This window comes from Polaromonas sp., assembly GCF_029945925.1.
Taxonomy (GTDB): domain Bacteria; phylum Pseudomonadota; class Gammaproteobacteria; order Burkholderiales; family Burkholderiaceae_C; genus Polaromonas.
Genome location: NZ_JAQSDN010000018.1, coordinates 38057 through 58677 on the forward strand (window position 1 = coordinate 38057; position 20621 = coordinate 58677).

Genomic DNA, 20621 nt, shown 5'->3' on the forward strand with positions numbered 1-20621 from the left:
ATGAACACTTCCCGACTCCTCAAAATCCTCGCCGCTGTGGCCATCGTTTTCGGCGTACTCACGGTCTTCAGTGGCGGGCGTGCGCTGTTTGGCGGCACCGAGGCACGCGTCGCCGTGGGCAACGCCGTGGACTTCGTGTTGTGGTTCAACTTTCTCGCCGGCTTCGCCTATGTGCTCAGTGGCTTCGGACTGTGGCGGGGGCGTCGCTGGGCCGCCTGGGCGGCCAGCCTGCTGGCGCTGGCCACGGCCCTCGTCGCGGGCGCCTTCGCCGTGCATGTTGCGGGTGGGGGTGCCTATGAAACACGCACGGTGGGTGCGCTGGCGCTCAGGCTGCTGTTTTGGGGGTTGGTGGCCGTCGTGGCGCTGCGTGTATTGAAACCATCACACTGACACGGGCTGGCCGGAGTATGTAAAAAGTGCCTGTAGCCCTTTTGGAACGGGCGCGAGCAGCTATCAATAACAGAGCAAATTCAGGCGCCTGACGCCCGCTCAGGCATGGCCGGCGGCTTCCCTGGCGCGCATCTTGGCGCCTATGTATTCGCCATGCGTGACATGCAGCAGGCCGGCGATCTTGCCGATCAGGTGGTTTTCGTGCGCGTCGAGGTGGGCGTCCGAATACGCCACCTGCCACATGGTTTCCACCATGTGAATCTTCTGCGCCTGCGTGAAGTGCTCGTTCATGGCGGAGGTGAAGCGGTGGTAGTCGTGGCTGGTCCTGGCCGTGTCCTCTGCCAGTTCCAGCAGGCGGGCCAGCTCGTCGTCGGCGAGCGAAAATTTTCCGCGCAGCGTGTCCAGCACGGTGGCCCTTTCGGCGGCCGTGATGGTGGGGTCGGCGCGCATGACTTCCACCAGCAGAACGGCGGTGCCCAGTTGCAGCTCATGTTCGCGCTCGGCGGGTGAGGAGGCCTGGGCAGGCGCCGTGAAAGTGTCAAACAGGTCTTTGAGGGTTCTGAGCATGGGCTTCCTTGGGAGCTTTGCGGCCATGCGCGCAAACACTGATGGAGCCGGCAGAGCGCGGATTGGTTCCCGCCCCGGTGCCGGGCGGCGGGCTCCCACACCGTCGACAGGGACAAGGGGGCGCGTTGCTGCAGGGCGGGAGAAGTTGGGCTACAACAAAGGGCGTTTTTGCTTTCCGTCGGAAGTAGCTCCTGACCCATGTCATGGCCGGGCGGTTCCTGCTCTGGAATACTGGGCATCGCGCAACGAGTTTTCCATGGAGTGCCGCGCCCACTATGAACTGGTTGAAAAAACTCCCCAACTCCCGGCGCGCCGCCAGCGGCCTGGAATGGACGCTGTGGCGCAAGTTGCCGCTCATTGCCGCGGTGGGCACGCTGCTGCCCCTGCTGGTCCTGGGGCTGGTGTACCTGTTCAACGATCCCGCCGCCGGTGCCGCCCAGGCCCGTTGGGAACAGATGGTGGGTTACATCGTGCTGGGCGCCATCCTGTTTCACTGGTCCATGGTGGTCACGGTGGCTTTTGGTTGTGTCATCGTGATGATCATGAAAGGCCCCGGTTATGTGGCCGACGGCCTCTGGGTGTCGCACACCGACCGGCCGAGCGAGCACATGGAAAGCGCCGAAGAAGCCGCCAGCCGCCGGCCCCGCGACTGATCCCCGGGGAGCCCGTGCCGCCGCCGGGCGACAATGGGAAGGCCATGAAAAACATACTTCCCCTGCAACTGCTGGTTGCGCCCGACAGAAACGATCCGCAGCCCCTGATCCTGTACCACGGCCGCGGCTGTCCGGACGGCTTTGCCGCGGCCCTGGCCGCCTGGCTGTATTACGAAGGCCGGGCCGAGCTGGTGGGGCTGGACCACGGCGACACGCGCTCGGTCGATGACCTGCCGGCACTGGCCGGGCGCGCGGTGTACATCCTCGACTTTTCGTTTTCCGCCGAGATCCTGCGCGGCATCGAAGAACGCGCCGCCAAACTCGTGCTGCTCGACCACCACAAAAGCGCCGCGGAAAAACTCACCGGGTTTGCCTGCCGTTGCGGTGTGGTGCATTTCGACATGGACAAATGTGGCGCTCGCCTGGCCTGGGAGTTTTTCCATCCCGCTACCCCGTTGCCGGACCTCGTTCGTTACATCGAGGACCGTGACATCTGGGTCTGGCGCCACCCCGAAAGCCCTGCCTTTCTGGCGGCGCTCGACATGGAGCCCCACGACTTTGCGCGCTGGGCGGCGATCGCCGCCTTCAGCCCCGAACAGGTGGCAGCCTTCATGGCGCGCGGCCAGGCCATGGACGAAAAATTCAGCAAGCTCGCGGCCGGCATCGCCGAAAACGCGCAGCCCGTTGTCTTCAACGGCCAGCACGGCCTGATGGTCAACGCGCCCGGCGTGTTTCACAGCCTGGTGGGCGACCTGCTTTCAAAACAAAGCGGCACCTTTGCGCTGATGTGGACGGTGGCTCCGGGCGGCGTGGTCAAGGCCGGGTTGCGTTCGCAACGCGGCTTCGATTGCATCGCGCTGGCCGAAAGCATGGGCGGCGGCGGCCACGCGCAGGCCTGTGGTTTCAAGATGCCCATCGACAGGCTGCCAGAGCTGCTCAGCGGCGTGTTCGACGCGGCTGCGGCGCCGGGAACCGAAGCCCGTTAACCACCCACAAACACCACCAACGGACACCCCAGCCATGCCACGCCTTGCACCCCTGCCGCCCGACACCACGCCGGCGCTCAAACCGCACTTCGACTTCTTCCTGACCACGCTGGGGTTCACGCCCAACAGTGTGCTGACCATGCAGCGCAAGCCCAAACTCGTGCAGGCGCTGGCGCAGCTCAACGGCGCGGTGATGGACCCCGAGGGCGAGGTGGACCTGGGCTTTCGGCGGCTGATCGGCCATGTGGTGAGCAAGGTGGCGGGCTGCCTGTATTGCCAGGCCCACACCCTGCTGGGGGCCAGGAATTTCGGCATCAGCGAAGCCAAGCTCGCCGACGTCTGGACCTATGCCAGCAGCCCGCTCTACAGCCAGCGCGAGCGCCTGGCCCTGGACTTCGCGCTAGCCGCGGCCAGCCAGCCCAACGCCGTGACCGACGAACAGTTTGCACAGCTGCAGCAGCACTGGAGCGACAGCGAAATCACCGAAATCCTCGGCGTGGTGGCGATGTTTGCTTTTTTGAATCGCTGGAACGACACCATGGCCACACCGCTAGAAGCCAGTCCCGCGGCCGTGGCCACGCAGGCCCTGGGCGGCCAGGGCTGGACGGCGGGCAAACACGGGTGATGGCGTGGGCCCGGCGGGTCCGCCGCGCAGGCGGCCAGGGCTAGGGCATCAGCGTCACGCGCCACCACGAGGCGTCAGCCAGCAGCAGGCAGCCGCCGCCGGCCAAAGGGGTCAGCCGTTCGACGCGGGCCGGCAGTGGCTTGGGATCGGCGAGCTCTGTCCATTGTCCCGGCGCGTCCCAGCGCAGCGCATGCAAGGCCGCAAGCTGCATGTCCGGGACAACCATCGCGGGCCGGCTGCCCGGCTGTTCAACCGTCACCGCCAGTTGTTGCTCCAGCGCACCCATGCGGTGGTTGGAGACATCCATCGCCCTGGCGTAGGCCTCGAGCCGGGGCGGGCGAAAGTGGTACAGCGTGAGCACGCCGCCGACGTGGGGCGTGGTCACGCTGGCGATGTCGGGCTTGCCGTCGCCGTCAAAGTCGGCAACGCCCACCGGGTTGAGCCAGCGGAAGGTGGCGCCGGCATAGGGGCTGCGGGCCACTTCGGACAAGGTCCTGCCGGAATCTGCGTCGGTGGCGGCGCGGGGCTGCGGGCTGGCGCGTAACCCAAACACCACCACCGCCGCGCCACGCAGCGCGTCGGCTTCGACAAGAATTATTTCATCGCGTCCGTCAGCATCCAGATCGGCGAGCCTGGGCACCCTGTCTTCAAACACCCGGTGCAGCGGCAGGTGATACACCAGCTCTTGCGCGGCGCCCGATGCGCCGGACACCAGCACATGCAGGCTGGCCGCGTGGACCGGTGAACCCAGCGCCGCGTGCGGGTAGCGTGCGGTGGGTGAGCCCAGCCAGGCCCACAGAATGTCTTTCTGCCCCTGCACGGCCTGGCTTTGCGGCAGGCGTTGCCTGGCCGCTGCGGGCGGCGCAGGCGGGGCCGGCGCATGAACGCCACACTGGGCTGACGACGCTTCCACCCGGAGCTCCATCGCCGAGGACGTGCCGGCCAGTGCCCATGAGGCCAGCAACAGGGGTACGCCGCGGCGCAGCAGGCGTGGGAGCCGGGCTTGGCCCGGGAAGGTGGATGTCATGAAAGTTGGTCGTGCCGGGCTGACTTTTCTTACAGGAATCATGCCCACGTTTGCACGGGTGTGTGCGCCGGTTCCCACGCGCATCTGGATACCACTGCAGTCGCGCGGTAAATGCCCGGTAAATCTCCGTTTTCCTTACACGGCCTTCACAAAGCCAGGCCAACAATGGCCTCACTGAATCACACACAAGCCTTCAAAAAGCAGTGATTCAGGAGCAGCTCCCACTGCCGCTTGCCGACCCTGGAAACCCTTCCAGCCACCGCAAGCTGCCCCCGGGCTGCTGGTTATTCACCCGCATCGCAGGAGAACCCCATGAAATCGAAACTGTTGACCGCTTCCTTGTTGGCATCCGCCTTGTTCGCCGGTCTGGGCATGGCCCCGGCGATGGCGCAAGGCAACAACCACACCCCCGGCATCGACCAGTCGCAGCAGGCGATCAGCGCGCGCATCCAGCAGGGCCTGGCGTCCGGCCACATCACACCTTCCGAGGCGCAGGCGCTGTACCAGCGTGACCGCGAGATCGAAGCCCGCGAAATGCGCTACAAGGCCAACGGCAGTACCAACCCGCAGGAGCGCCAGCAGTTGCGCGCCGACCTGGGCGCCCTGAGCGCCGATGTGGAACGCATGATGACCAACAACGTTTACAACGCGCCCCCCGTCGCTGGCGGCAATACCAATACCAACGGCATCGACAGGCTTGAGTACAAGATCAGCCAGCGCATCGACGAGGGTGTGCGCACCGGCCGCATCACCCAGCGCGAAGCGCGCAGGCTGTACAGCCGCGAGCGTGTCATCGAGCGCCATGAGCAAGCCTTCAAGGCCGACGGCGTCGTGACCCAGCAGGAGCGCCGGCAACTGCGCAACGAGCTGACCGCGCTGCGCGACCAGGTCGAGCGCATGATGCGCAACGACCGCCGCAACGGCCGCGGATAAAGTCGCGGATAAGGCTGCGGTTAAGGCAGGCCCCGGGCGTTCAGAGCGCCCGGACAAAAAAGCCAGGCAGTGCCTGGCTTTTTTTGTGTTTGATGATCAAAACGACCTCCAGCCCACATGTGGCGGGCGCAGGCAGCTATCAAAAACGGAGCGGGTTTAAGGCCAGTGTACCTGGCCGGGGGCTCAGGCCACGTATTTCTGTTCGCGCAGCCAGGCGGCCAGGCGTTCGGCAAACACCTTGTAGCCCTCGGCATTGGCGTGAATCTGGTCCGAGCGCAACTCGGGCCGCGACAGCACATGCGCCCAGCCGCCGGCGAACAGCGGCACACCGGTGGCGCTGGCGACTTCGGCATACAGCTCATGGTCTTTCAGCGCGCCGGTGGCCAGCGCCATCAGCGCCGGCTCGGGCTGCGCAATCAACACCACCTGCGCGCTGGCCGCGGCGGTTTGCACGATGGACGTGAGCGCGGCCCGCGTGCGCTCCGGCGGCAGCCTGCGCAAAAAGTCATTGCCGCCAATCGACACCAGCACCAGGCCCGGCGTGTTGGCCTGCAGCAGCGCCGGCAGACGCGCCAGTGCGCCTTCAGCCGTGTCGCCATTGACGCCGGCGTTCTGCGCCACATGGCCGGTCAAGTGCTCGAGCAAGGGCGGATAGGCGGTGTCCGCCGGCGCGCCATAACCGAAGGTCAGCGAATCACCGAGGCACAACAGCGTGGCGTCCTTCGGTAATGTCCTGGCCGTGGTTTTGGCCGATTTCGAGCAACCGGTGGCCAGCACCAAGGTGCCGGCAAGGCTGCAGAGCAGCCACTGGCGCCGCGTGGTGGCGGCCGGGTGGGGCAAGGGATGCATGAAGCTGACGAAGTGAAAGAAAAACTCTGGTGGAGAGGAGGAGGATCGAACTCCCGACCTCTGCATTGCGAACGCAGCGCTCTCCCAGCTGAGCTACCCCCCCACACTCGCAAATTCTAGCGAACTGCGCAGCGCGCCGCCAGCCCCCGCCCGGGCCGGCTTTCCGCTTTCCGGTTCAGGCGTGACGCGGGCGGGCGGCCGCCAGCAGCTTTTGCACCAGCGGGTGAAGCAGCTTCTTGTGCGCGGCGAGGGCGTAGAAGTGCTCTTCCACGCCCTCGCAAGGTCCCACCCGCCTGACCTGGTAACGCTCGGTCATTTCCTCCTGCACCAGCTCGGCCGCCGGAAAGACGCCCATCCCGGCCGCGCCAAAGGTCTTGAGCAGCGCGCTGTCTTCAAACTCGCCAGCGATGTTGGGGGTGATGTCCAGCCGCTCGAACCACTGGTCAATCGGGGCCCGCACTGCGCCGTGGCTGGTGGGCAGCAGCACAGGTACCCGGGCCAGCGACTGCGGGAAACCCCTGCGCGCCGCGGTATACAACGAAGGCGGCGCATACCAGGCCAGCGGGGACGAACCGAGCGGGTGACTGTAAAGCTTGACGTTGGGATTGGGCGGCGCGGGCCGGTCCGCCAGGATCACATCGAGCCGGTGCAGCGCCAGGTCACCGAGCAGGTCCTCGAACTCGTCCTCGTGGCAAAGCAGCCTGAGCCTGGGCTCGTGCATGACCGGCTGCAGAAGGCGCCGCACGGCCAGTTTGGGCAGGCCGTCGGAGATGCCCACCGCCAGCCGCACGGTCGGGGTGCTGGCTGCCTCGCGCACCGCGGCAGGCAACTGTTCGCCGAGCTGGAAAATCTGCTCGGCCTGGCGCATGGCCGCGGCGCCTGCCGGCGTGAGCGCCACGCCGCGGCCCTCGGGTTTGAGCAGGGCATAGCCCAGCGAGCGTTCCAGTTCGCGTACCTGCGTGCTGACCGTCTGCACCGCCATGCCCAGACGGTCGGCGGCGCGTGTCATGCCGCCTTCCTTGGCCACGACCCAGAAATAGTAGAGGTGGCGGTAGTTGAAATCTTTGCTCATTGTTCTGTTTTTCAGAAGTATTTTTTCGCCATTATCTGCTTTTAAGGAAGTACGTGTCACTGTATCGTCGGAACCTTCCAAAGCGAAGGAGTGCCACATGCAGATTATTTTTGAATCGCGCGAGCCCTGGCTGGAGCGTCTGCGCGGGTTTGCCGTGCGCCGGGTGCGCCAGGCCACACGTCCGCTCGACTGGCTCGCGCCGCGCGCCAGGGTGCAGATGTCGGACGTGCAAGGCGCCCGGGACGGCATCGACAAGCGTTGCCAGGTCGAGTTGACCGCCGAAGGCGCCGGCACGGTGGTGGTCACGTCGATCACCCGCGACTGGGGATCGGCACTGCAAAGTGCGTTGTCGCGCGCCGTGCGGGCGCTGCTGCTCAGGTTGCAGCCCGTCCGCCCCCGTCGCCGCGCCCTTGCTCACCCGCGCTGAGCGCTGCCGTATGAACCCCTGAAAGGAACACCCCATGAAATGCCCCGTTTGCCCCGATGCGACCCTGCTGATGTCCGAACGGCAGGGCGTTGAAATTGACTACTGTTCCCAGTGCCGGGGTGTCTGGCTGGACCGGGGAGAGCTCGACAAGCTGCTCGACCTTTCCGCCGCAGCGCCTGCCGCCCGGCCTGCTGCTGTGCAACCGGCCCAGCAGGTTCAACCCGACTTTGTGGACTCGGACTACCGACACGGCAAGCGCGGCTACCCGCGCCGGCAGAAGTCCTGGCTCAGCGAAATTTTCGACTGAGCGTCCCTGCCAAAGCAGAAAGCACACCCCATGAGAAGTTATCCCCGAAATAGCCCCCAAGCCGCCGCGCGCATTGTTGCGCTCGCCATGCTTGCTGATGGAAGTCTGTGCAAAAAAGAACTGGACACAGTTGACCGGCTGGACGTGCATGCGCAGATCGGACTTGGCAAGGCTGAGTTCCATTCGGTTGTCCAAACGCTTTGCGAGGATCTCCTCTCGGCAGCGCATTCCGGCTGGAGTGATATGTGCCGGGTGGACCCGCGCACGCTGGGCGAACTGATGGCGGAGATCGACGCCCCCGACCTGCGACGCAAGCTCATCAGCCTGTGTGCCGCCGTGGTGGAGGCCGACGGCCATGTGACCGAGGGTGAGTCGATTGTGCTCGTGGCAGCGGTCGAGCATTGGGGCCTGCAGCGCGCGATGCTGGAAATGCGGGGCGAGCATGAGTGAATACGCCTTTCCACTCGCAGCGCTGGGCGTCTTGATCCTGTGGTGCGCCTGGCGCGAATGTCTGGCTGATAACAAGCGGGATGCAAAGCTCATGGCCGCTTGCGGTGCGGGTGGCGTTCTGACGGCTGCCGCAGTGTGGCTGGCCTGACCCATTCTGCCGTTGAATATCGTCACGTTAAACAGGTCGATCGAAGGAGTAACGCCATGTCAAGAGTTCTTCTCCCGTTCGATGGATCACCCAATTCACTGCACGGCGTGCGTCACGTTGCGAGGGAGTTCATGAAGAATCGCGAGCTTGAAATCCACCTGCTCAACATACGACGGCCGTTTTCGAGTCAAGTAGCCCGTTTCACCAGCAGGCAGGACCGGATGGCGTTCCATCAAGAGCAGGCCAGGAAGGCGCTCGAGCCCGCGCGGCAGGCGCTGGACCGCTCCGGCATTGCCTACACCGTCCATATTGAAGTCGGCGAGCGGGCCGATTGCATTGCGGATGCGGCCCGCCGGCTCCGATGCGATCGCATCGTGATGAGCACCGCGCGCAAGAGTTCGCTGGTTCGCTGGGTCGAGGACTCGGTCACCAACCAGGTGATCGAACGCGCGACGGTGCCCGTGGAGGTGATTGCCGGGGACGCCGCCTCGAGCCTGGAGCGTGTTGGCATTCCGGCAGGCGTTGGGGCGGGCCTCCTCGTTCTGGGAATGGCGGCCGAGTGATGTGGCTCAGTTGCACCGAATGGCGCGAACACGCTGCCAGGAGTTCTGCGCGCGGCATGGTCCCGCCTCTTGGAACGCTGACGACCGGCGGTAGGCCGCCCCAAACCCTCTCGCGCTGACCCAAAGCGACCCTCGACCAGATTTTTGCTTGCTGACCCATAACACCACCTGACAACCCATGAAAACACCCGCTTCAATCACGCCTTTCCGAAGAAGACCAGCCACGCACGCGACGTCCGGGGTGTGCCCATGAGCAATATTGAATCTTTCGCCACCGGCCCGATGTGGGCCGGCTTCATCGCCTTCGTCCTGGCCATGCTTGCGCTGGACTTGTTTGTACTCGGTGGTAACAAGGCCCACCGTGTTTCGGTCAAGGAGGCCGGGAGCTGGGTGGTGGCCTGGATGCTTCTTGCCACTACATTCGGCGCCTTGTTGTGGTGGTACCTGGACGGCACAGCCGGCCGCGAGATCGCCAACCGCAAGGCCCTGGAGTTCTTCACAGGCTACCTGATCGAGCAGACCCTGTCCGTGGACAACATGTTTGTGTTCGTGATGATCTTCACCTACTTCGCCGTTCCGCCGGAGTTGCAGCGCCGCGTGCTGTTGTACGGCGTGATAGGCGCGATTGTCATGCGCGCCGGCATGATCATGGCCGGCGTCTGGCTGGTGTCGGAGTTTGCCTGGGTGCTCTACGTGTTCGGCCTGTTTCTGGTGGTGACCGGGATCAAGATGCTGGTCATGGCCGAGCAAAAGCCCGATCTGGAGAAGAATCCCTTCCTGCGCTGGCTGCGCGGCCACATGCGCATCACCCCGGGCTTTCATGGCGAGGCCTTCTTTGTGCGCATCAATGGCCTGCGTTATGCGACGCCAATGTTCCTGGTGCTGATGATGATCGAGGCCAGCGACCTGGTGTTCGCCGTGGACAGCATCCCGGCCATCTTCGCGGTGACCACCGATCCGTTCATCGTGTTCACCTCCAACATCTTCGCCATCATGGGCCTGAGGGCGCTGTACTTTCTGCTGGCTGACATGGCTGAACGCTTTCATCTGCTCAAGTACGGCCTGGCGCTGGTGCTGGTCTTTATCGGAGGCAAGATGCTGGCGATGCCTTGGTTCCATATGCCGGTACAGTGGTCGCTGTTGATCGTGGGCTCCATCATTCTCATTTCCGTTGTCCTCAGCTTGAAGATGACTGCCCGCCAACCTTCCAGGAGTGATTCATGACCAATGCTGCGACACAGGACACCGTGCCCGCACCAGCCCTTGAGCGGCGCGATGACATGGGAAGGCTCGTCGCCATGACCTGGCACGGCGCTGGCGCCGATGCCGACACCGGCAGCGCGCGCTGGCTGGTGGCGGTCGATGGTTCGGCGTGCTCGTTGCGCGCCGTCGCGATGGTCGCGGGGCTGGCGACACTGGAGAAAGGCGCCGGCGTTGATCTGGTGCATGTCCAGCCCTGGCTGAACAAAGAGGCTGCGGAGACCGAACTGCCGCGGCGCGGATGGGCAGCCACGGCGCAGGCGCGCCAGTTGCTCGACGCGGCGGCCGTCCGCTGGCGCCTGCATGTCGTCATGGGAGAGGGTGCGCCGGAGATCGCAAGCCTGGCCGATGCGCTGGGCAGTCGCGGCATCGCCATCGGCTCGCGCGGGCTGACCGCCACCGAATCCCTCTTGCTGGGCTCGGTAGCCTACCGGGTCGTGCACCTGGCCAGGTTGCCCGTGCTGATCGTGCGTTGACGCATGCGCGCGTCCATGCCTGATCGCCGGCGGCGTGATCGTCTCGCTCTGGAAAACAAGGGGCAAGCCGCTGGCCCTCGACAAGGCATGACGGCCGCGGCCGGACCGCGGGAGGGCCCCTGATGCAGGGCTTTCTGGATCCGGCCATCCTGTTCTTCGTGTTCGGCCTCTTTGCCGGGGCGGTGAAGTCCAACCTCGAGATCCCGGCGCAGATCTCGCGCTTCCTGTCCCTCTACCTGCTGATGGCGCTCGGACTCAAGGGCGGCTTTGCGCTGGCGCGTTCGGGCCTCACGCCCGAGGTTGCCGTGACCCTGGGCTGTGCGCTGGCGCTGGCGGTGCTGGTGCCGCTCGCGGGTTACGCGCTGCTGCGCCGCTTCGTGAGCGGCTACGACGCGGCAGCCATCGCGGCCACCTATGGTTCGGTCAGTGCGGTGACCTTCATTACAGCGGTGCAGCATCTCGAAACGCAGGGCATCGCTTTCGGCGGCCACATGGCCGCGGCCATGGCGCTGATGGAATCGCCGGCCATCGTGATGGCGGTGCTGCTGGCCAACCGGGTACGCCAGCGTGCCAGCCTTGCTGCAGCAGGGGCGCACGCTCCGTCGCCAGGCACCACCGGTCGGCTGCTGCACGAGTCGCTGACCGACGGCTCGCAATTGCTGTTGCTCGGCGCAATGGTGATCGGCCTGCTGAGTGGCGCGGACGGCGAAGCCGCGATGCAGCCGTTCACCGGCGACCTGTTCAAGGGCATGCTGGCCTTCTTCCTGCTGGACATGGGTCTGCTCGCCGCACGCAACATGGGTGAACTGCGTGGCAGGCCCGCCTGGTTGCTGGCCTATGCCGTGACTGCGCCCCCGGTCCATGCGGGGCTGGCGCTGCTCATGGGTGTGGTGCTCGGCATCTCGGCCGGAAACACGGCGCTCCTGATGGTCCTGGCCGCCAGTGCGTCCTACATCGCCGTGCCGGCCGTGATCCGCCACGCGATTCCCGAAGCCCATCCTTCGCTGTACATCGGCATGTCGCTGGGCCTGACCTTTCCGCTCAATATCCTGCTCGGCATTCCGGTTTACACCGCCGTGGCACAACACGTGCTGGCCTGAGGCCGGGTCGCACCCCGGTGCGCAAGTGGTGGTCTGTCCGGCGGGTTTGCATTTTTTTACATTGCCCATGTGGCGGCAACCAAGCCCGGCGGGAGATCAATCGCCGTGCGCTGTGGTACGCTGGTTTGCATGGATGAGGCCGCGTTGTGTGTATGCCCGCACCGGTTTGCCGGGGCGCTCCGGCACGCCTGGCGCCGTGGAAGGCTGATGCCAAGGAGTACCCGGCTTTGAACCTGTTTGGCATGCGTTTTCCACCTGCAGGCCGGCTTGGCCTGTGCGCACTCGCCGGCCTGTTGGCAGGCTGCGCAGCCCCGATCAAGCAGTTTCCCTTGCAGGAGCAGTTCGCATCAACCGCCACCTACTCGCGCATGTTCGACGCCACGCCCGCGCAGACCTGCGAGGCATCACGGCGCGCGCTGCTGAGCCAGGGCTACCTCATCAACACCGCCAGGAAAGACCTGGTGGATGCCCAGAAAAGTTTCCAGCCCGAGCCGGAGGCGCACCTGCAAATCGCCATTCGCGTGGTGTGCGCGCCGGAAAGCGTTGATGGCAAAGTCAGCCTGGGTTTTGTCACCGCCCTGCAGGACACCTACGCCCTGAAGAAGAGCAACAACTCGGCCAGCCTCGGGGTGGGGGCGATCGGGTCGGTCTCGTTGCCCTTCAGCGCCAGCAACGACTCGCTGGTCAAGGTAAGCAGCGAAACCATCAGCTCCGACGCGTTTTATGACAGCTTCTTTGAGCTGGTCAGGCGTTACCTGGTGATGGGCGACACCGAGTAGAGCCGCTCAGACCGTGTCCGGGGCGTGTTCAGGCCGGCAGGGCTTCGCCCCAGTAGTGGAAGGTGAAGGGCCGCGGCCCGGGCAGGTAACGCGTCTGCAGGTCAGGCAGCACAAAGCCGGCCTCCTGCAGCAGGGCCGGGATGTCGCGCCCCAGGTGGCAGCCGCCGGCCACCTTGCCCCACAACGGCTGCAGCCGTTCCTGCCAGCGCCGCACCGAGGCGTCAGGCGCGCGGCCATGTTCGCAATACAGCAGCCGGCCACCGGGCGCGAGCACGCGGCGCATTTCCCGCAGCGCGGCCAGCGGGTCGGGGATCGTGCACAGGGTGTAGGTCATCAGCACCGTGTCAACACTCGCGTTGGGCAAGGGAATTTTTTCGGCCGACAGCGCCAGCAGCTCCACGTCCAGCCCGGCCTGCGCAATGCGCTCGCGCGCCAGCGGGTGCAGCTCCAGCGCCGGGTCCAGCGCGATGATGCGGCTGACGCGGGCCTTGTCGTAATAAGGCATGTTCAGTCCCGTGCCTACGCCCACCTCCAGCACGCGGCCGCGCGCCAGCGGAACCACCAGCTGTCGCTGGCGGCCCAGCATCGGCAGGCCGCAGGCAAAGTCCAGCGCGCGGGGAAGGATGTGGCGGTCGTACCAGGAACTGCTCATGCTGGCAACGCCTCACCGACAGCTTGTGTGGCCACGACCAAGTCGGTGACCAGCCGCTCATCCACATCCAGCAGGCCTTCGTATTCACCCCGGTTGCGCATGTTGTGGCATTTGTCCAGCACGCGCCACACCTCGGGCCCGAGTCCCAGCGTATGCGGCAGTACCTGGAACACGATGTAGCGGTTGCTCGCGCGGTAGCCCAGCCGGCGCAGCGCGGCCAGACTCAATGAGTGCGCGGCGTTGTAAGCCAGGTCAAAGCGGCTTTCCAGCGCGAGGGAGGTGTTGCGTGCGTCGTTCAGTCGTGCCATGCCGCTGCGCACCAGGCCCGCGAACTCCTGGGCATCGGGCGCCTCGGCTTGCAGTTGCTTGCCAGGGCCGCACAAGTTGTCAAGCGCTTCGGACATGGAGTGTTTCCTCGTTTCCCATCAGCCATATTTTGGGCTGCGTTATGACCCGCGTGAGAAATGCATTGTCCGCGGTGATGCGCCTGGCGATATCCGCCTGGGTGTAGAGCGTGGGGTTGATCTTGCGGCCCAGCCGGTGGGTGGCGCTTTCCAGCGCGCTGAACACATCGGCATAAGCCAGGCTGGCGCTCACGATCATCACGTCGATATCACTCTGGGCGGTATCCTGCTGTTTGGCCACCGATCCATAGATGAAGGCGCCTTCAATCTGCGCGGCCAGCGGCGCCAGGGCCACACGCAGCACGTCGGCCATTCCCATGGTCTTGAGCACCAGGCCGCGCAACTCATCGAAGACCGGGGCAGCCGTATTGGCCTGGTAGTGCTTCTGGTTGCCCTGCTTGTTGAAGACGAGCAAGCCAGCCTCCGTCAATGCCGCCAGCTCGCGCTGAACGGCCCCGGTGCCGGACTGCGCCAGCGCAATCACCTCATTGGCGTAAAAACTGCGAGCCGGGTTGCCGAACAGGACGGCCAGCACGCGTTGGCGCACCTTGGGGAAAAGGGCGTCGGCCAGACTTCTTGCGGGAAGGGGAGGTGCTTGTTTCGTACCCATATTGGGTTCGATCATACCCAATATGGGAATCTTTGGCCAGCGTTAAGTCAGGGACCGCCGGCTTCCTGATGTTCCAGTTCCCGCCAGCTTCCCGGTGCCAGGCCGTCCAGTCGGTAGGGGCCGATGGCGGCGCGGATCAGGCGCAGCGTCGGAAAACCCGTGGCCGCCGTCATGCGCCGCACCTGGCGGTTGCGGCCTTCGCGAATCACCAGCTCGATCCACGCCGTGGGAATGGCTTGCCGCGTGCGTATGGGCGGCTCGCGTTCCCACACGTCGGGCGGCGGCACCAGCAGGCGGGCGCGGGCCGGCAGCGTGAGGCCGTCCCTGAGCTGCACGCCCGCACGCAGCGCCAGCAGCGCGGCCTCGTCGGGCACGCCTTCGACCTGCACCCAGTAGGTTTTTTCCATCTTGAAGCGCGGGTCGCTGATGCGGGCCTGCAGCCTGCCGTTGTCGGTCAGCAGCAGCAGGCCTTCGCTGTCGGCATCGAGCCGGCCGGCCACGTACACGTCCGGGATCGCAATGAAGTCCTTGAGCCCGCGCCAGCGCCCTTCTGGCGTGAACTGGCTCAGCACGCCATAGGGCTTGTTGAAAAGAATGAGGCGGGCAGGGCTGTCGTTCACTTGGCCCGCAGCCCATGCACCAGCGCGCCCAACGCAATGCCGGCCAGCGCCCACAGCAGGTCCCAGTTGCCCGCGCCCAGGCCCGCAATGGCCGGGCCGGGGCACACGCCGCACAGGCCCCAGCCCACGCCGAACAGCGCCGCGCCCACCGCGGTGTCGCGGTTCCAGGCGCTGGGGTGGGTGTGGAAATGGTCGTCCAGCAGCGGCCGGGCCAGCAGCCGGGGCGCCAGCTTGTAAACCAGCGCCACCACCACGACGGCACCGCCCATCACCAGCATGAGCCCGAAGTCCTCAAAGCGCAGAAAGCTCAGTACCACCTCGGGCCGGATCATGGTCGAGTACGACAGGCCGAAGCCAAACAGGGCGCCCGCCGCCAGCGTGGCCAGGCCACGTGCGGCGCTCATTGCGCAACCTCCGCGCTACGCGCTGCGGCATTCACCTTGGGAACGGCCCAGCGGTTCATGCGAGCCACCTTGCAGCCAGGTTGGCCGTCAGGAAGGCGGTTGCCATGAAGGTCAACACCGCCATCAGGGAGGGCAGCTGCAGCGAGCCTAGCCCGCAGATGCCGTGGCCCGAGGTGCAGCCGTTGCCCAGCCGCGCGCCGTAACCCACGAAAAAGCCGCCCACCAGCAACTGCCACACCGGCACCGCCGTGGTTTCCGGCTTGCCGCCGGCAAAGCCCAGCCACCACACCAGCGCGCCGAGGATCAGGCCGGCCGCATACACCAGCCGCCAGCCGCGCGACTTGACAAAACGCGCCTGCTGGAAAAACGGCCGGCGCAGCACGAAGGACCAGGTGCTGGAGAACACCGTGCTCATGCCGCCGATGCGGCCCGTCAGCACGAACAGCAGCGCCGTGCCCAAGCCAATGATGAGGCCGCCGAGCAGGTAGTGCTGCCAGCCGAGGGGGAAGAGAGAGAGGGAAAGGTTCATGGGAAAGAATTATCCGTGAGCGCAGGCCTTCTTGCCGCTGGATGCTGCCATGCGGGATTCGCCATCGGTGCCTCCGGCCTCAGCACCCCAGCTGGTCCGCCAGGGCCAGCAGGTCTTTCGCGTGCCAGGTGTTGGCGGGGTCGGGCGACACGTCCTTGGGCTGCGCCGCGCCGAACTCGGCCGGCCGCTCGATGTAGGCGGTCTGCAGGCCGCAGGCGCGGGCGGCGGCCAGGTCATCCTGGTGGGCGGCGACCAGCATCACGTCGGCGGGGGCCAGGTCAAACACCTTGGCCACGCCGAGGTAGGTGGCCGGGTCGGGCTTGTAGGCGCGAAAGACTTCGGCCGACAGGATGCAGTCCCACGGCAGGCCCGCGCGTTTGGCCATGTGGGTGAGCAGGCCGATGTTGCCGTTGGACAGCGTGCAGATCGTGAAGCGCGACTTGAGCCGCGTCAGGGCGGCCACCACATCGGGCCACGGGTCCAGCCGGTGCCAGGCCTTGTTCAGGTGCTGCTTTTGCGCCTCGCTCAGGTTGGTCAGGCCGAACTGGCCGAGGATGCTGTCGAGAATCAGCCGGTGCAGGTCGTCAATCAGCGTCCAGCCCAGCTCCCCCGACATCACGCGGCGCATGGCCGGCTGGTAGCCGGCGCGCCAGGCCAGCGCAAACGCGTCGCCGTCCACATCTGGCCGCAGGGCCTGCACTTCGCGCGTGATGCCGCTGTGCCAGTCCACGACGGTGCCAAAAACATCAAAAGCCAGAACCTGGGGAAGCGTTTGGGCGCGAGTGGGTGGGGGCGGTGTGCTCATCTGGGCATTATCCGCACACGGGGTGCCGGCGACACGCACCACACGCTGGGCCCCTTCAAGCTGCCGATGAAAAAGACCAACGCCCGGAAAGGTGGCTACCTTTCCGGGCGAAGAGTGCTACATATTTAATAGCTGGCGGCGCCCGCCCCTCAAGGGCTGGAGCCACTTTTTCCTCAAAAATCAGCTGCGCAGGTCGTCCGGGCTGGTTTTACTCTTTCCCCCCCTGGGAGAGGGCGGGGTGAGGGCTGACGGCCTGCGCGTAGAGCTATCGCAGGTTGTGGCTTGCTGGCCCTCACCCCAACCCTCTCCCAAGGGGCGAGGGGGCAAGAAAAGCGCGCTGCGTGCAGCGACGTGAGTAGTCGCCTTAAAAAGCCGGATCAGGCGGCTTTGGCAGCGCGCCGCTGGCTGAAGGCCGAGTTGGACACGTCGTCTGGGCCGGTTTTACTCCCTCTCCCCCTGGGAGAGGGCGGGGTGAGGGCTGACGGCCTGCGCGTAGAGCTATCGCAGGTTGTGGCTTGCTGGCCCTCACCCCAACCCTCTCCCAAGGGGCGAGGGGGGCAAGAAAAGCGCGCTGCATGCAGCGAACTGACTGGTGACCTCAAAAAGCCGGATCAGGCGGCTTTGGCTGCGCGCCGCTGGCTGAAGGCCGAGCTGCGTTTGGACTTGACGGTGGTCGCGTCTTCACCGGCGATCTTGCCGGCCAGGTCGGCGGTTTTCTGCTCGATCTGCGCGGCCAGCTTGCTCAGCGCCAGGGCGCCGGGTGCGGTCGCTGTGGCAAGGGTCGTCAGCGTGTTCACCCCGGTTTTTTCTTCAAACAGCGCGGCGTTTGCGGCTGCGCGCTCGACACCGGTTTCAGCCAGCTTCACCAGCTGGCTCACCACCTGCTCGGCGCCGTCGGAGCTCAGGGTCAAGCCCTTGCTGTAGAGCGCGCTGAAGGCCAGCTGTGCGGCCGTGGCGTTTTTGGCGACTTCGGCGCTCAGCTCCGAGCGCGACTGTTTCAAGGCGCGGTTCCAGCGCTGCTCCAGCTCGCTGACCACACGCTCGCCGCCGGCGCGGTAGGCATCGATCACGTTTTTGGCGGTGTTGCCGTAAGACTCGATCAGGTCGGCAGCAACGGTAGACAGGTTTTTGGCGCTCATGGGGGTTTCCTTGGGAAGTGGATCAACAATGGTCCAATCATGCGGGTTTCCCCTAGTGTTTGCGACCTAATGGGCTAGGGGCGGGCATCCAGAGCCAGCAGCGACTGGCTCCAGGCGGGAAATTTGCTACGCTTTTGGTAGCTGCCAGCGCACGCAGGTATTGGGCTGGAGGCACATTTGGCATGTAGGTGGTGGTGCCTGACAAACAGCATGAGCACTCGCCCGCAGGCCGGTCCCGCCGGCGGCGCCGGGTCTCAGGCGGCCAGAAACAGCGCCGGATCCACCATGGTGCGGTTCAGCATCACCCCCCAGTGCAGGTGCGGCCCCGTCACGCGGCCGGTCGCGCCCACGGCGCCCACACGTTCGCCGGCCTTCAGCACATCGCCCTGCTGCACGTCGATGGCGCTCAGGTGGCAGACCATGCTCAGCAAGCCGCCGCCATGGTCCAGCCAGACCGTGTTGCCGTTGAAAAAGTAGTCGCCGGTGTCAATCACCCGGCCCGGCAGCGGCGCCCCTACCTGCGTGCCCGTGCCGGCCGCGATGTCCATGCCGCTGTGCGGGCTGCGCGCCTGCCCGTTGAACACGCGCCGCAGCCCGAACGAGCTGGAGCGCCGTCCCGGCGTGGGCACCTGCATGCGCAGGGCCTGCGGCAAGGGCTGGCTGAAAGTCGCCATCACCACCGCCTGGTGCGCGCGCTCGCGCTCGTAACGCGCCAGGTCTTCCGGCGAGAGGTCCACCGTGCGCGGCGAGACCTTGAGCTGCTGCTCGCTGTAGCGCTTGGGCGTCACCGTGTAACTCAGCTGCCGCTGGCCGCCTTCGGGCGCCTGCACGGCAATGCTGGCCTCACCGGGCGCGGCCGACAGCGTGATACCCACCAGCGCCGTCCACTCGATCACGTCGCCTACCACCAGCAAGGGGATGTCGCCGTCGGCGTGTGCCAGATGCGCCACCGGCCGCAGCGCCGCCGGGCCCAGCGACAGCCGGGCCACACCGCCGGGCACAGCCAGCGCGCGCGGCCAGATGCCGGAGGAAGACGGGGACGGCGCGGCTGGCGCGGCGGCAAGGCGCGCGGCTGGCCAGGCCAGCAAACCCATGCCGGCCAGCAGGGCACAGCGGCGGTTGAACAGCGTGGAGGAAGGCGCGGGTAAGGGCGCGGAGGAGGGAAGAAAAGGGCGGGTGGGCACGATGCGGTTGGGCAGGTTGTCTTGCTTGTTTGCTGGCTTATTCCGGTATCCAGGTGATCTTGCCGTCTTTCACATAGTCGTCAAACTGGGTGATGGGAATGGCCGTCAGGCCGGCGATGCCCGGCGCATCTTCCCAGCTCAGGGTGGCGCTGTCGAACGACAGCGCAACTTCCACGCGCACCTGCGGAATCGTGATGGGCGCACCGTCACCCGGTGTGTAAGTCACGTCACCGGTAATCATGGCGAACTGGGGCATGGCAATCTCCTGGATGGGTGAATGAATGATTTGAACGGCCGCGAGTGCAGTGTTGCACTAACTGACAGGCCGCAGAAAACATATTACGCGCGGAGACAGGCCTTGTGTGTCGGCGAAGGACGCGACTTGCGGGGCCGTTCTGCAGCGCCCGCTGGCCGCACTGCGATAGCATCAGCGCATGAGTACCCAATACGAAAGCCTTCACCCCGCCACGCTTTACCCCGATGCCTACCATGTGGCCGCCCCCGCTTCACCGGTGGGGCGCAAGGTGTGGCCGCGCCAACCGGGCGTGTTCATTCGGGCGGCCCTGGCCGCAGAGGCGCAGGAAATCGCAGAGATCGAAGAGGAGGTTGCAGAGGCCGCAGACGCTGACAAGCCCGCGCGTGAGGCGCCGGTGCGTGAGCTGGTGGCCGGTCAGTTTGGCCTGGTGCCGCGCTGGGTCAAGTCGGCGTCCGACGCCAAGCTGCGTTCGACCAAACTGGTCAACGCCCGCTCGGAAACCGTGACCACCTCCAACAACTTCCGCGACGCCTGGCTGGCCGGGCAGCGCTGCATTGTGCCGATGATGGCCTTCATGGAAGACGACTGGCGCAGCGGCAAGGCTGTGTCCACCCGCATTGCCCGCGTAGACGGCAAACCCATGGGGGTGGCGGGCCTGTGGGAAAGCTGGACGGGGGCAGACGGCGAAGTCATCATCAGCTACACCCTGCTCACGGTCAATGCCAACAGCCACGCGTTGATGAGCCGCTACCAGCAGCCCGGCAATGAAAAACGCATGGTTGCGATATTGAACGAGGGAGCGTCTGATGCCTGGCTCAGCGCCCGCCCCGAGAAGGCCCGGGAGTTCATGCGGGCCTATCCGGCCAACTGGCTGACCGCCAACCCGGTCGAGAAATAACCGACTTTCCTGCGAACGGCACGCCGGTCGTGCCGGGGTGGGGCTTTGCGGGCTCCCCAAATGCACCAAAGCGCTTAAAACGTTTCCCAGCTCCCGGTGGCGGTAGCGAGTGCACCCGCATGGCTGAACTGCCGCTGCACGGGGGCAGCCACGGCCTGTCTGGCGCGGGGCGGCTGCATGGGTTTCTCATGCGGCTGGTTGTGGCTTGTGTGCCGCGCCGAATTCCCATGACCCGCTTGTTGCTGCTGGTTCAGTTTGAAGGCGCTGACCACCTGACTGAGCCCGCTGGCCTGCTCCTGCAGCGAGGACGCAGCCGCTGCCGCTTCCTCGACCAGCGCCGCGTTTTGCTGCGTCACCTGGTCCATCTGCGTGATCGCCTGGTTGATCTGCTCGATGCCCTGGGTCTGCTCCTGGCTGGCCGCCGTGATCTCGGCCATGATGTCGGTCACGCGCTTGACGCTGTCCACAATCTCGTCCATGGTCTTGCCGGCCTCGGCCACCTGTTTGC

Annotated in this window: 29 protein-coding genes and 1 tRNA gene; 14 read left to right on the forward strand and 16 right to left on the reverse strand. The window is 65.7% G+C overall.

The features are described 5' to 3' along the window. The gene (locus PSV40_RS04735) at window positions 1-390 is read left to right on the forward strand and encodes a hypothetical protein (protein WP_300534841.1); all 390 of its coding nucleotides are present in this window, start codon (window positions 1-3) and stop codon (window positions 388-390) included. 99 nt (window positions 391-489) lie between these two features. Here PSV40_RS04735 and PSV40_RS04740 read toward each other — a convergent pair whose 3' ends face one another. Then, window positions 490-957, reverse strand: a complete 468-nt coding sequence (locus PSV40_RS04740) for a TerB family tellurite resistance protein (RefSeq protein WP_300534843.1) — start codon at window positions 955-957, stop codon at window positions 490-492. Window positions 958-1232: 275 nt separating this feature from the next. On the opposite strand from PSV40_RS04740, the gene PSV40_RS04745 reads away from it, so the two are divergent. The 3 genes from PSV40_RS04745 to PSV40_RS04755 are packed head-to-tail and all read left to right on the forward strand — an operon-like array spanning window position 1233 to window position 3221. Next, window positions 1233-1610, forward strand: a complete 378-nt coding sequence (locus PSV40_RS04745) for a hypothetical protein (protein ID WP_300534846.1) — start codon at window positions 1233-1235, stop codon at window positions 1608-1610. A 44-nt stretch (window positions 1611-1654) separates the two neighbouring features. Next, the gene (locus PSV40_RS04750; protein WP_300534849.1) at window positions 1655-2596 is read left to right on the forward strand and encodes a DHHA1 domain-containing protein; all 942 of its coding nucleotides are present in this window, start codon (window positions 1655-1657) and stop codon (window positions 2594-2596) included. Between the two features lie 34 nt (window positions 2597-2630). After that, window positions 2631-3221 carry a carboxymuconolactone decarboxylase family protein gene (locus tag PSV40_RS04755; protein WP_300534852.1) on the forward strand — a complete coding sequence of 197 codons (591 nt, stop codon included), beginning with the start codon at window positions 2631-2633 and terminating at the stop codon, window positions 3219-3221. A gap of 40 nt (window positions 3222-3261) precedes the next feature. On the opposite strand, the gene PSV40_RS04760 is transcribed toward PSV40_RS04755, so the two are convergent. Next, on the reverse strand, window positions 3262-4248 hold the full coding sequence (locus PSV40_RS04760) for a VCBS repeat-containing protein (protein WP_300534855.1): 987 nt from the start codon (window positions 4246-4248) through the stop codon (window positions 3262-3264). Window positions 4249-4560: 312 nt separating this feature from the next. Here PSV40_RS04760 and PSV40_RS04765 point away from each other — a divergent pair, with 312 nt between their 5' ends. After that, window positions 4561-5181 carry a hypothetical protein gene (locus tag PSV40_RS04765; protein ID WP_300534858.1) on the forward strand — a complete coding sequence of 207 codons (621 nt, stop codon included), beginning with the start codon at window positions 4561-4563 and terminating at the stop codon, window positions 5179-5181. Between the two features lie 183 nt (window positions 5182-5364). On the opposite strand, the gene PSV40_RS04770 is transcribed toward PSV40_RS04765, so the two are convergent. The 3 genes from PSV40_RS04770 to PSV40_RS04780 all read right to left on the reverse strand — a co-directional run bounded on the left by PSV40_RS04770 (window position 5365) and on the right by PSV40_RS04780 (window position 7102). Then, entirely contained in the window at window positions 5365-6030 is a 666-nt protein-coding gene (locus PSV40_RS04770; protein ID WP_300534861.1) for a GDSL-type esterase/lipase family protein, read from the reverse strand. Between the two features lie 27 nt (window positions 6031-6057). Then, window positions 6058-6133, reverse strand: a tRNA-Ala gene (locus PSV40_RS04775). A gap of 72 nt (window positions 6134-6205) precedes the next feature. Continuing rightward, entirely contained in the window at window positions 6206-7102 is an 897-nt protein-coding gene (locus tag PSV40_RS04780) for a LysR family transcriptional regulator (protein WP_300534864.1), read from the reverse strand. A 97-nt stretch (window positions 7103-7199) separates the two neighbouring features. Here PSV40_RS04780 and PSV40_RS04785 point away from each other — a divergent pair, with 97 nt between their 5' ends. The 8 genes from PSV40_RS04785 to PSV40_RS04820 all read left to right on the forward strand — a co-directional run bounded on the left by PSV40_RS04785 (window position 7200) and on the right by PSV40_RS04820 (window position 12612). Further along, a complete protein-coding gene (locus PSV40_RS04785) occupies window positions 7200-7529 on the forward strand; it encodes an HPF/RaiA family ribosome-associated protein (protein ID WP_300534866.1) in 330 nt (109 codons plus the stop codon). A gap of 34 nt (window positions 7530-7563) precedes the next feature. Then, the gene (locus PSV40_RS04790; RefSeq protein WP_300534869.1) at window positions 7564-7836 is read left to right on the forward strand and encodes a zf-TFIIB domain-containing protein; all 273 of its coding nucleotides are present in this window, start codon (window positions 7564-7566) and stop codon (window positions 7834-7836) included. 87 nt (window positions 7837-7923) lie between these two features. After that, on the forward strand, window positions 7924-8286 hold the full coding sequence (locus tag PSV40_RS04795) for a TerB family tellurite resistance protein (protein ID WP_300534871.1): 363 nt from the start codon (window positions 7924-7926) through the stop codon (window positions 8284-8286). 204 nt (window positions 8287-8490) lie between these two features. Then, entirely contained in the window at window positions 8491-8997 is a 507-nt protein-coding gene (locus tag PSV40_RS04800) for a universal stress protein (protein WP_300534874.1), read from the forward strand. A gap of 249 nt (window positions 8998-9246) precedes the next feature. Continuing rightward, window positions 9247-10221, forward strand: a complete 975-nt coding sequence (locus tag PSV40_RS04805; RefSeq protein WP_300534877.1) for a TerC family protein — start codon at window positions 9247-9249, stop codon at window positions 10219-10221. Further along, complete coding sequence (locus PSV40_RS04810; RefSeq protein WP_300534879.1) at window positions 10218-10733, forward strand: universal stress protein; 516 nt, start codon at window positions 10218-10220, stop codon at window positions 10731-10733. The genes PSV40_RS04805 and PSV40_RS04810 overlap by 4 nt, the downstream gene beginning before the upstream one ends. Window positions 10734-10855: 122 nt before the next feature. Next, window positions 10856-11833, forward strand: a complete 978-nt coding sequence (locus PSV40_RS04815) for a sodium-dependent bicarbonate transport family permease (protein ID WP_300534882.1) — start codon at window positions 10856-10858, stop codon at window positions 11831-11833. Window positions 11834-12075: 242 nt separating this feature from the next. Further along, the gene (locus PSV40_RS04820) at window positions 12076-12612 is read left to right on the forward strand and encodes a DUF2242 domain-containing protein (RefSeq protein ID WP_300534921.1); all 537 of its coding nucleotides are present in this window, start codon (window positions 12076-12078) and stop codon (window positions 12610-12612) included. A gap of 28 nt (window positions 12613-12640) precedes the next feature. Here the strand turns inward: PSV40_RS04820 and PSV40_RS04825 are convergent, their stop codons facing one another. The 10 genes from PSV40_RS04825 to PSV40_RS04870 form a co-directional block, all read right to left on the reverse strand. Next, window positions 12641-13264: a class I SAM-dependent methyltransferase gene (locus PSV40_RS04825; RefSeq protein ID WP_300534885.1), complete on the reverse strand. Its 624-nt coding sequence runs from the start codon at window positions 13262-13264 to the stop codon at window positions 12641-12643. Further along, window positions 13261-13668 (reverse strand): hypothetical protein, encoded by a 408-nt coding sequence (locus PSV40_RS04830; protein ID WP_300534886.1) that lies wholly within the window; start codon window positions 13666-13668, stop codon window positions 13261-13263. Before PSV40_RS04830 ends, PSV40_RS04825 begins: the two co-directional genes overlap by 4 nt. Next, window positions 13652-14293 carry a transcriptional regulator gene (locus PSV40_RS04835; protein ID WP_300534889.1) on the reverse strand — a complete coding sequence of 214 codons (642 nt, stop codon included), beginning with the start codon at window positions 14291-14293 and terminating at the stop codon, window positions 13652-13654. Before PSV40_RS04835 ends, PSV40_RS04830 begins: the two co-directional genes overlap by 17 nt. 32 nt (window positions 14294-14325) lie before the next feature. Then, window positions 14326-14898: a pseudouridine synthase gene (locus PSV40_RS04840; protein ID WP_300534891.1), complete on the reverse strand. Its 573-nt coding sequence runs from the start codon at window positions 14896-14898 to the stop codon at window positions 14326-14328. After that, window positions 14895-15302, reverse strand: coding sequence for a DUF6691 family protein (locus tag PSV40_RS04845; RefSeq protein ID WP_300534894.1), 408 nt, complete (start codon window positions 15300-15302; stop codon window positions 14895-14897). The genes PSV40_RS04840 and PSV40_RS04845 overlap by 4 nt, the downstream gene beginning before the upstream one ends. Window positions 15303-15357: 55 nt before the next feature. Beyond that, on the reverse strand, window positions 15358-15831 hold the full coding sequence (locus tag PSV40_RS04850) for a YeeE/YedE thiosulfate transporter family protein (protein ID WP_300534897.1): 474 nt from the start codon (window positions 15829-15831) through the stop codon (window positions 15358-15360). 79 nt (window positions 15832-15910) lie between these two features. After that, window positions 15911-16636, reverse strand: a complete 726-nt coding sequence (locus tag PSV40_RS04855; RefSeq protein ID WP_300534899.1) for a haloacid dehalogenase type II — start codon at window positions 16634-16636, stop codon at window positions 15911-15913. 611 nt (window positions 16637-17247) lie between these two features. Further along, complete coding sequence (locus PSV40_RS04860) at window positions 17248-17775, reverse strand: hypothetical protein (RefSeq protein WP_300534902.1); 528 nt, start codon at window positions 17773-17775, stop codon at window positions 17248-17250. A 254-nt stretch (window positions 17776-18029) separates the two neighbouring features. Further along, window positions 18030-18878 carry a M23 family metallopeptidase gene (locus PSV40_RS04865; RefSeq protein ID WP_300534924.1) on the reverse strand — a complete coding sequence of 283 codons (849 nt, stop codon included), beginning with the start codon at window positions 18876-18878 and terminating at the stop codon, window positions 18030-18032. A gap of 118 nt (window positions 18879-18996) precedes the next feature. Further along, a complete protein-coding gene (locus PSV40_RS04870) occupies window positions 18997-19215 on the reverse strand; it encodes a hypothetical protein (RefSeq protein WP_096697881.1) in 219 nt (72 codons plus the stop codon). Window positions 19216-19393: 178 nt separating this feature from the next. Here PSV40_RS04870 and PSV40_RS04875 point away from each other — a divergent pair, with 178 nt between their 5' ends. Then, on the forward strand, window positions 19394-20113 hold the full coding sequence (locus PSV40_RS04875) for an SOS response-associated peptidase family protein (protein ID WP_300534905.1): 720 nt from the start codon (window positions 19394-19396) through the stop codon (window positions 20111-20113). A 74-nt stretch (window positions 20114-20187) separates the two neighbouring features. On the opposite strand, the gene PSV40_RS04880 is transcribed toward PSV40_RS04875, so the two are convergent. After that, a partial coding sequence (locus tag PSV40_RS04880; protein ID WP_300534908.1) for a methyl-accepting chemotaxis protein occupies window positions 20188-20621 on the reverse strand: 434 nt, incomplete at its 5' end.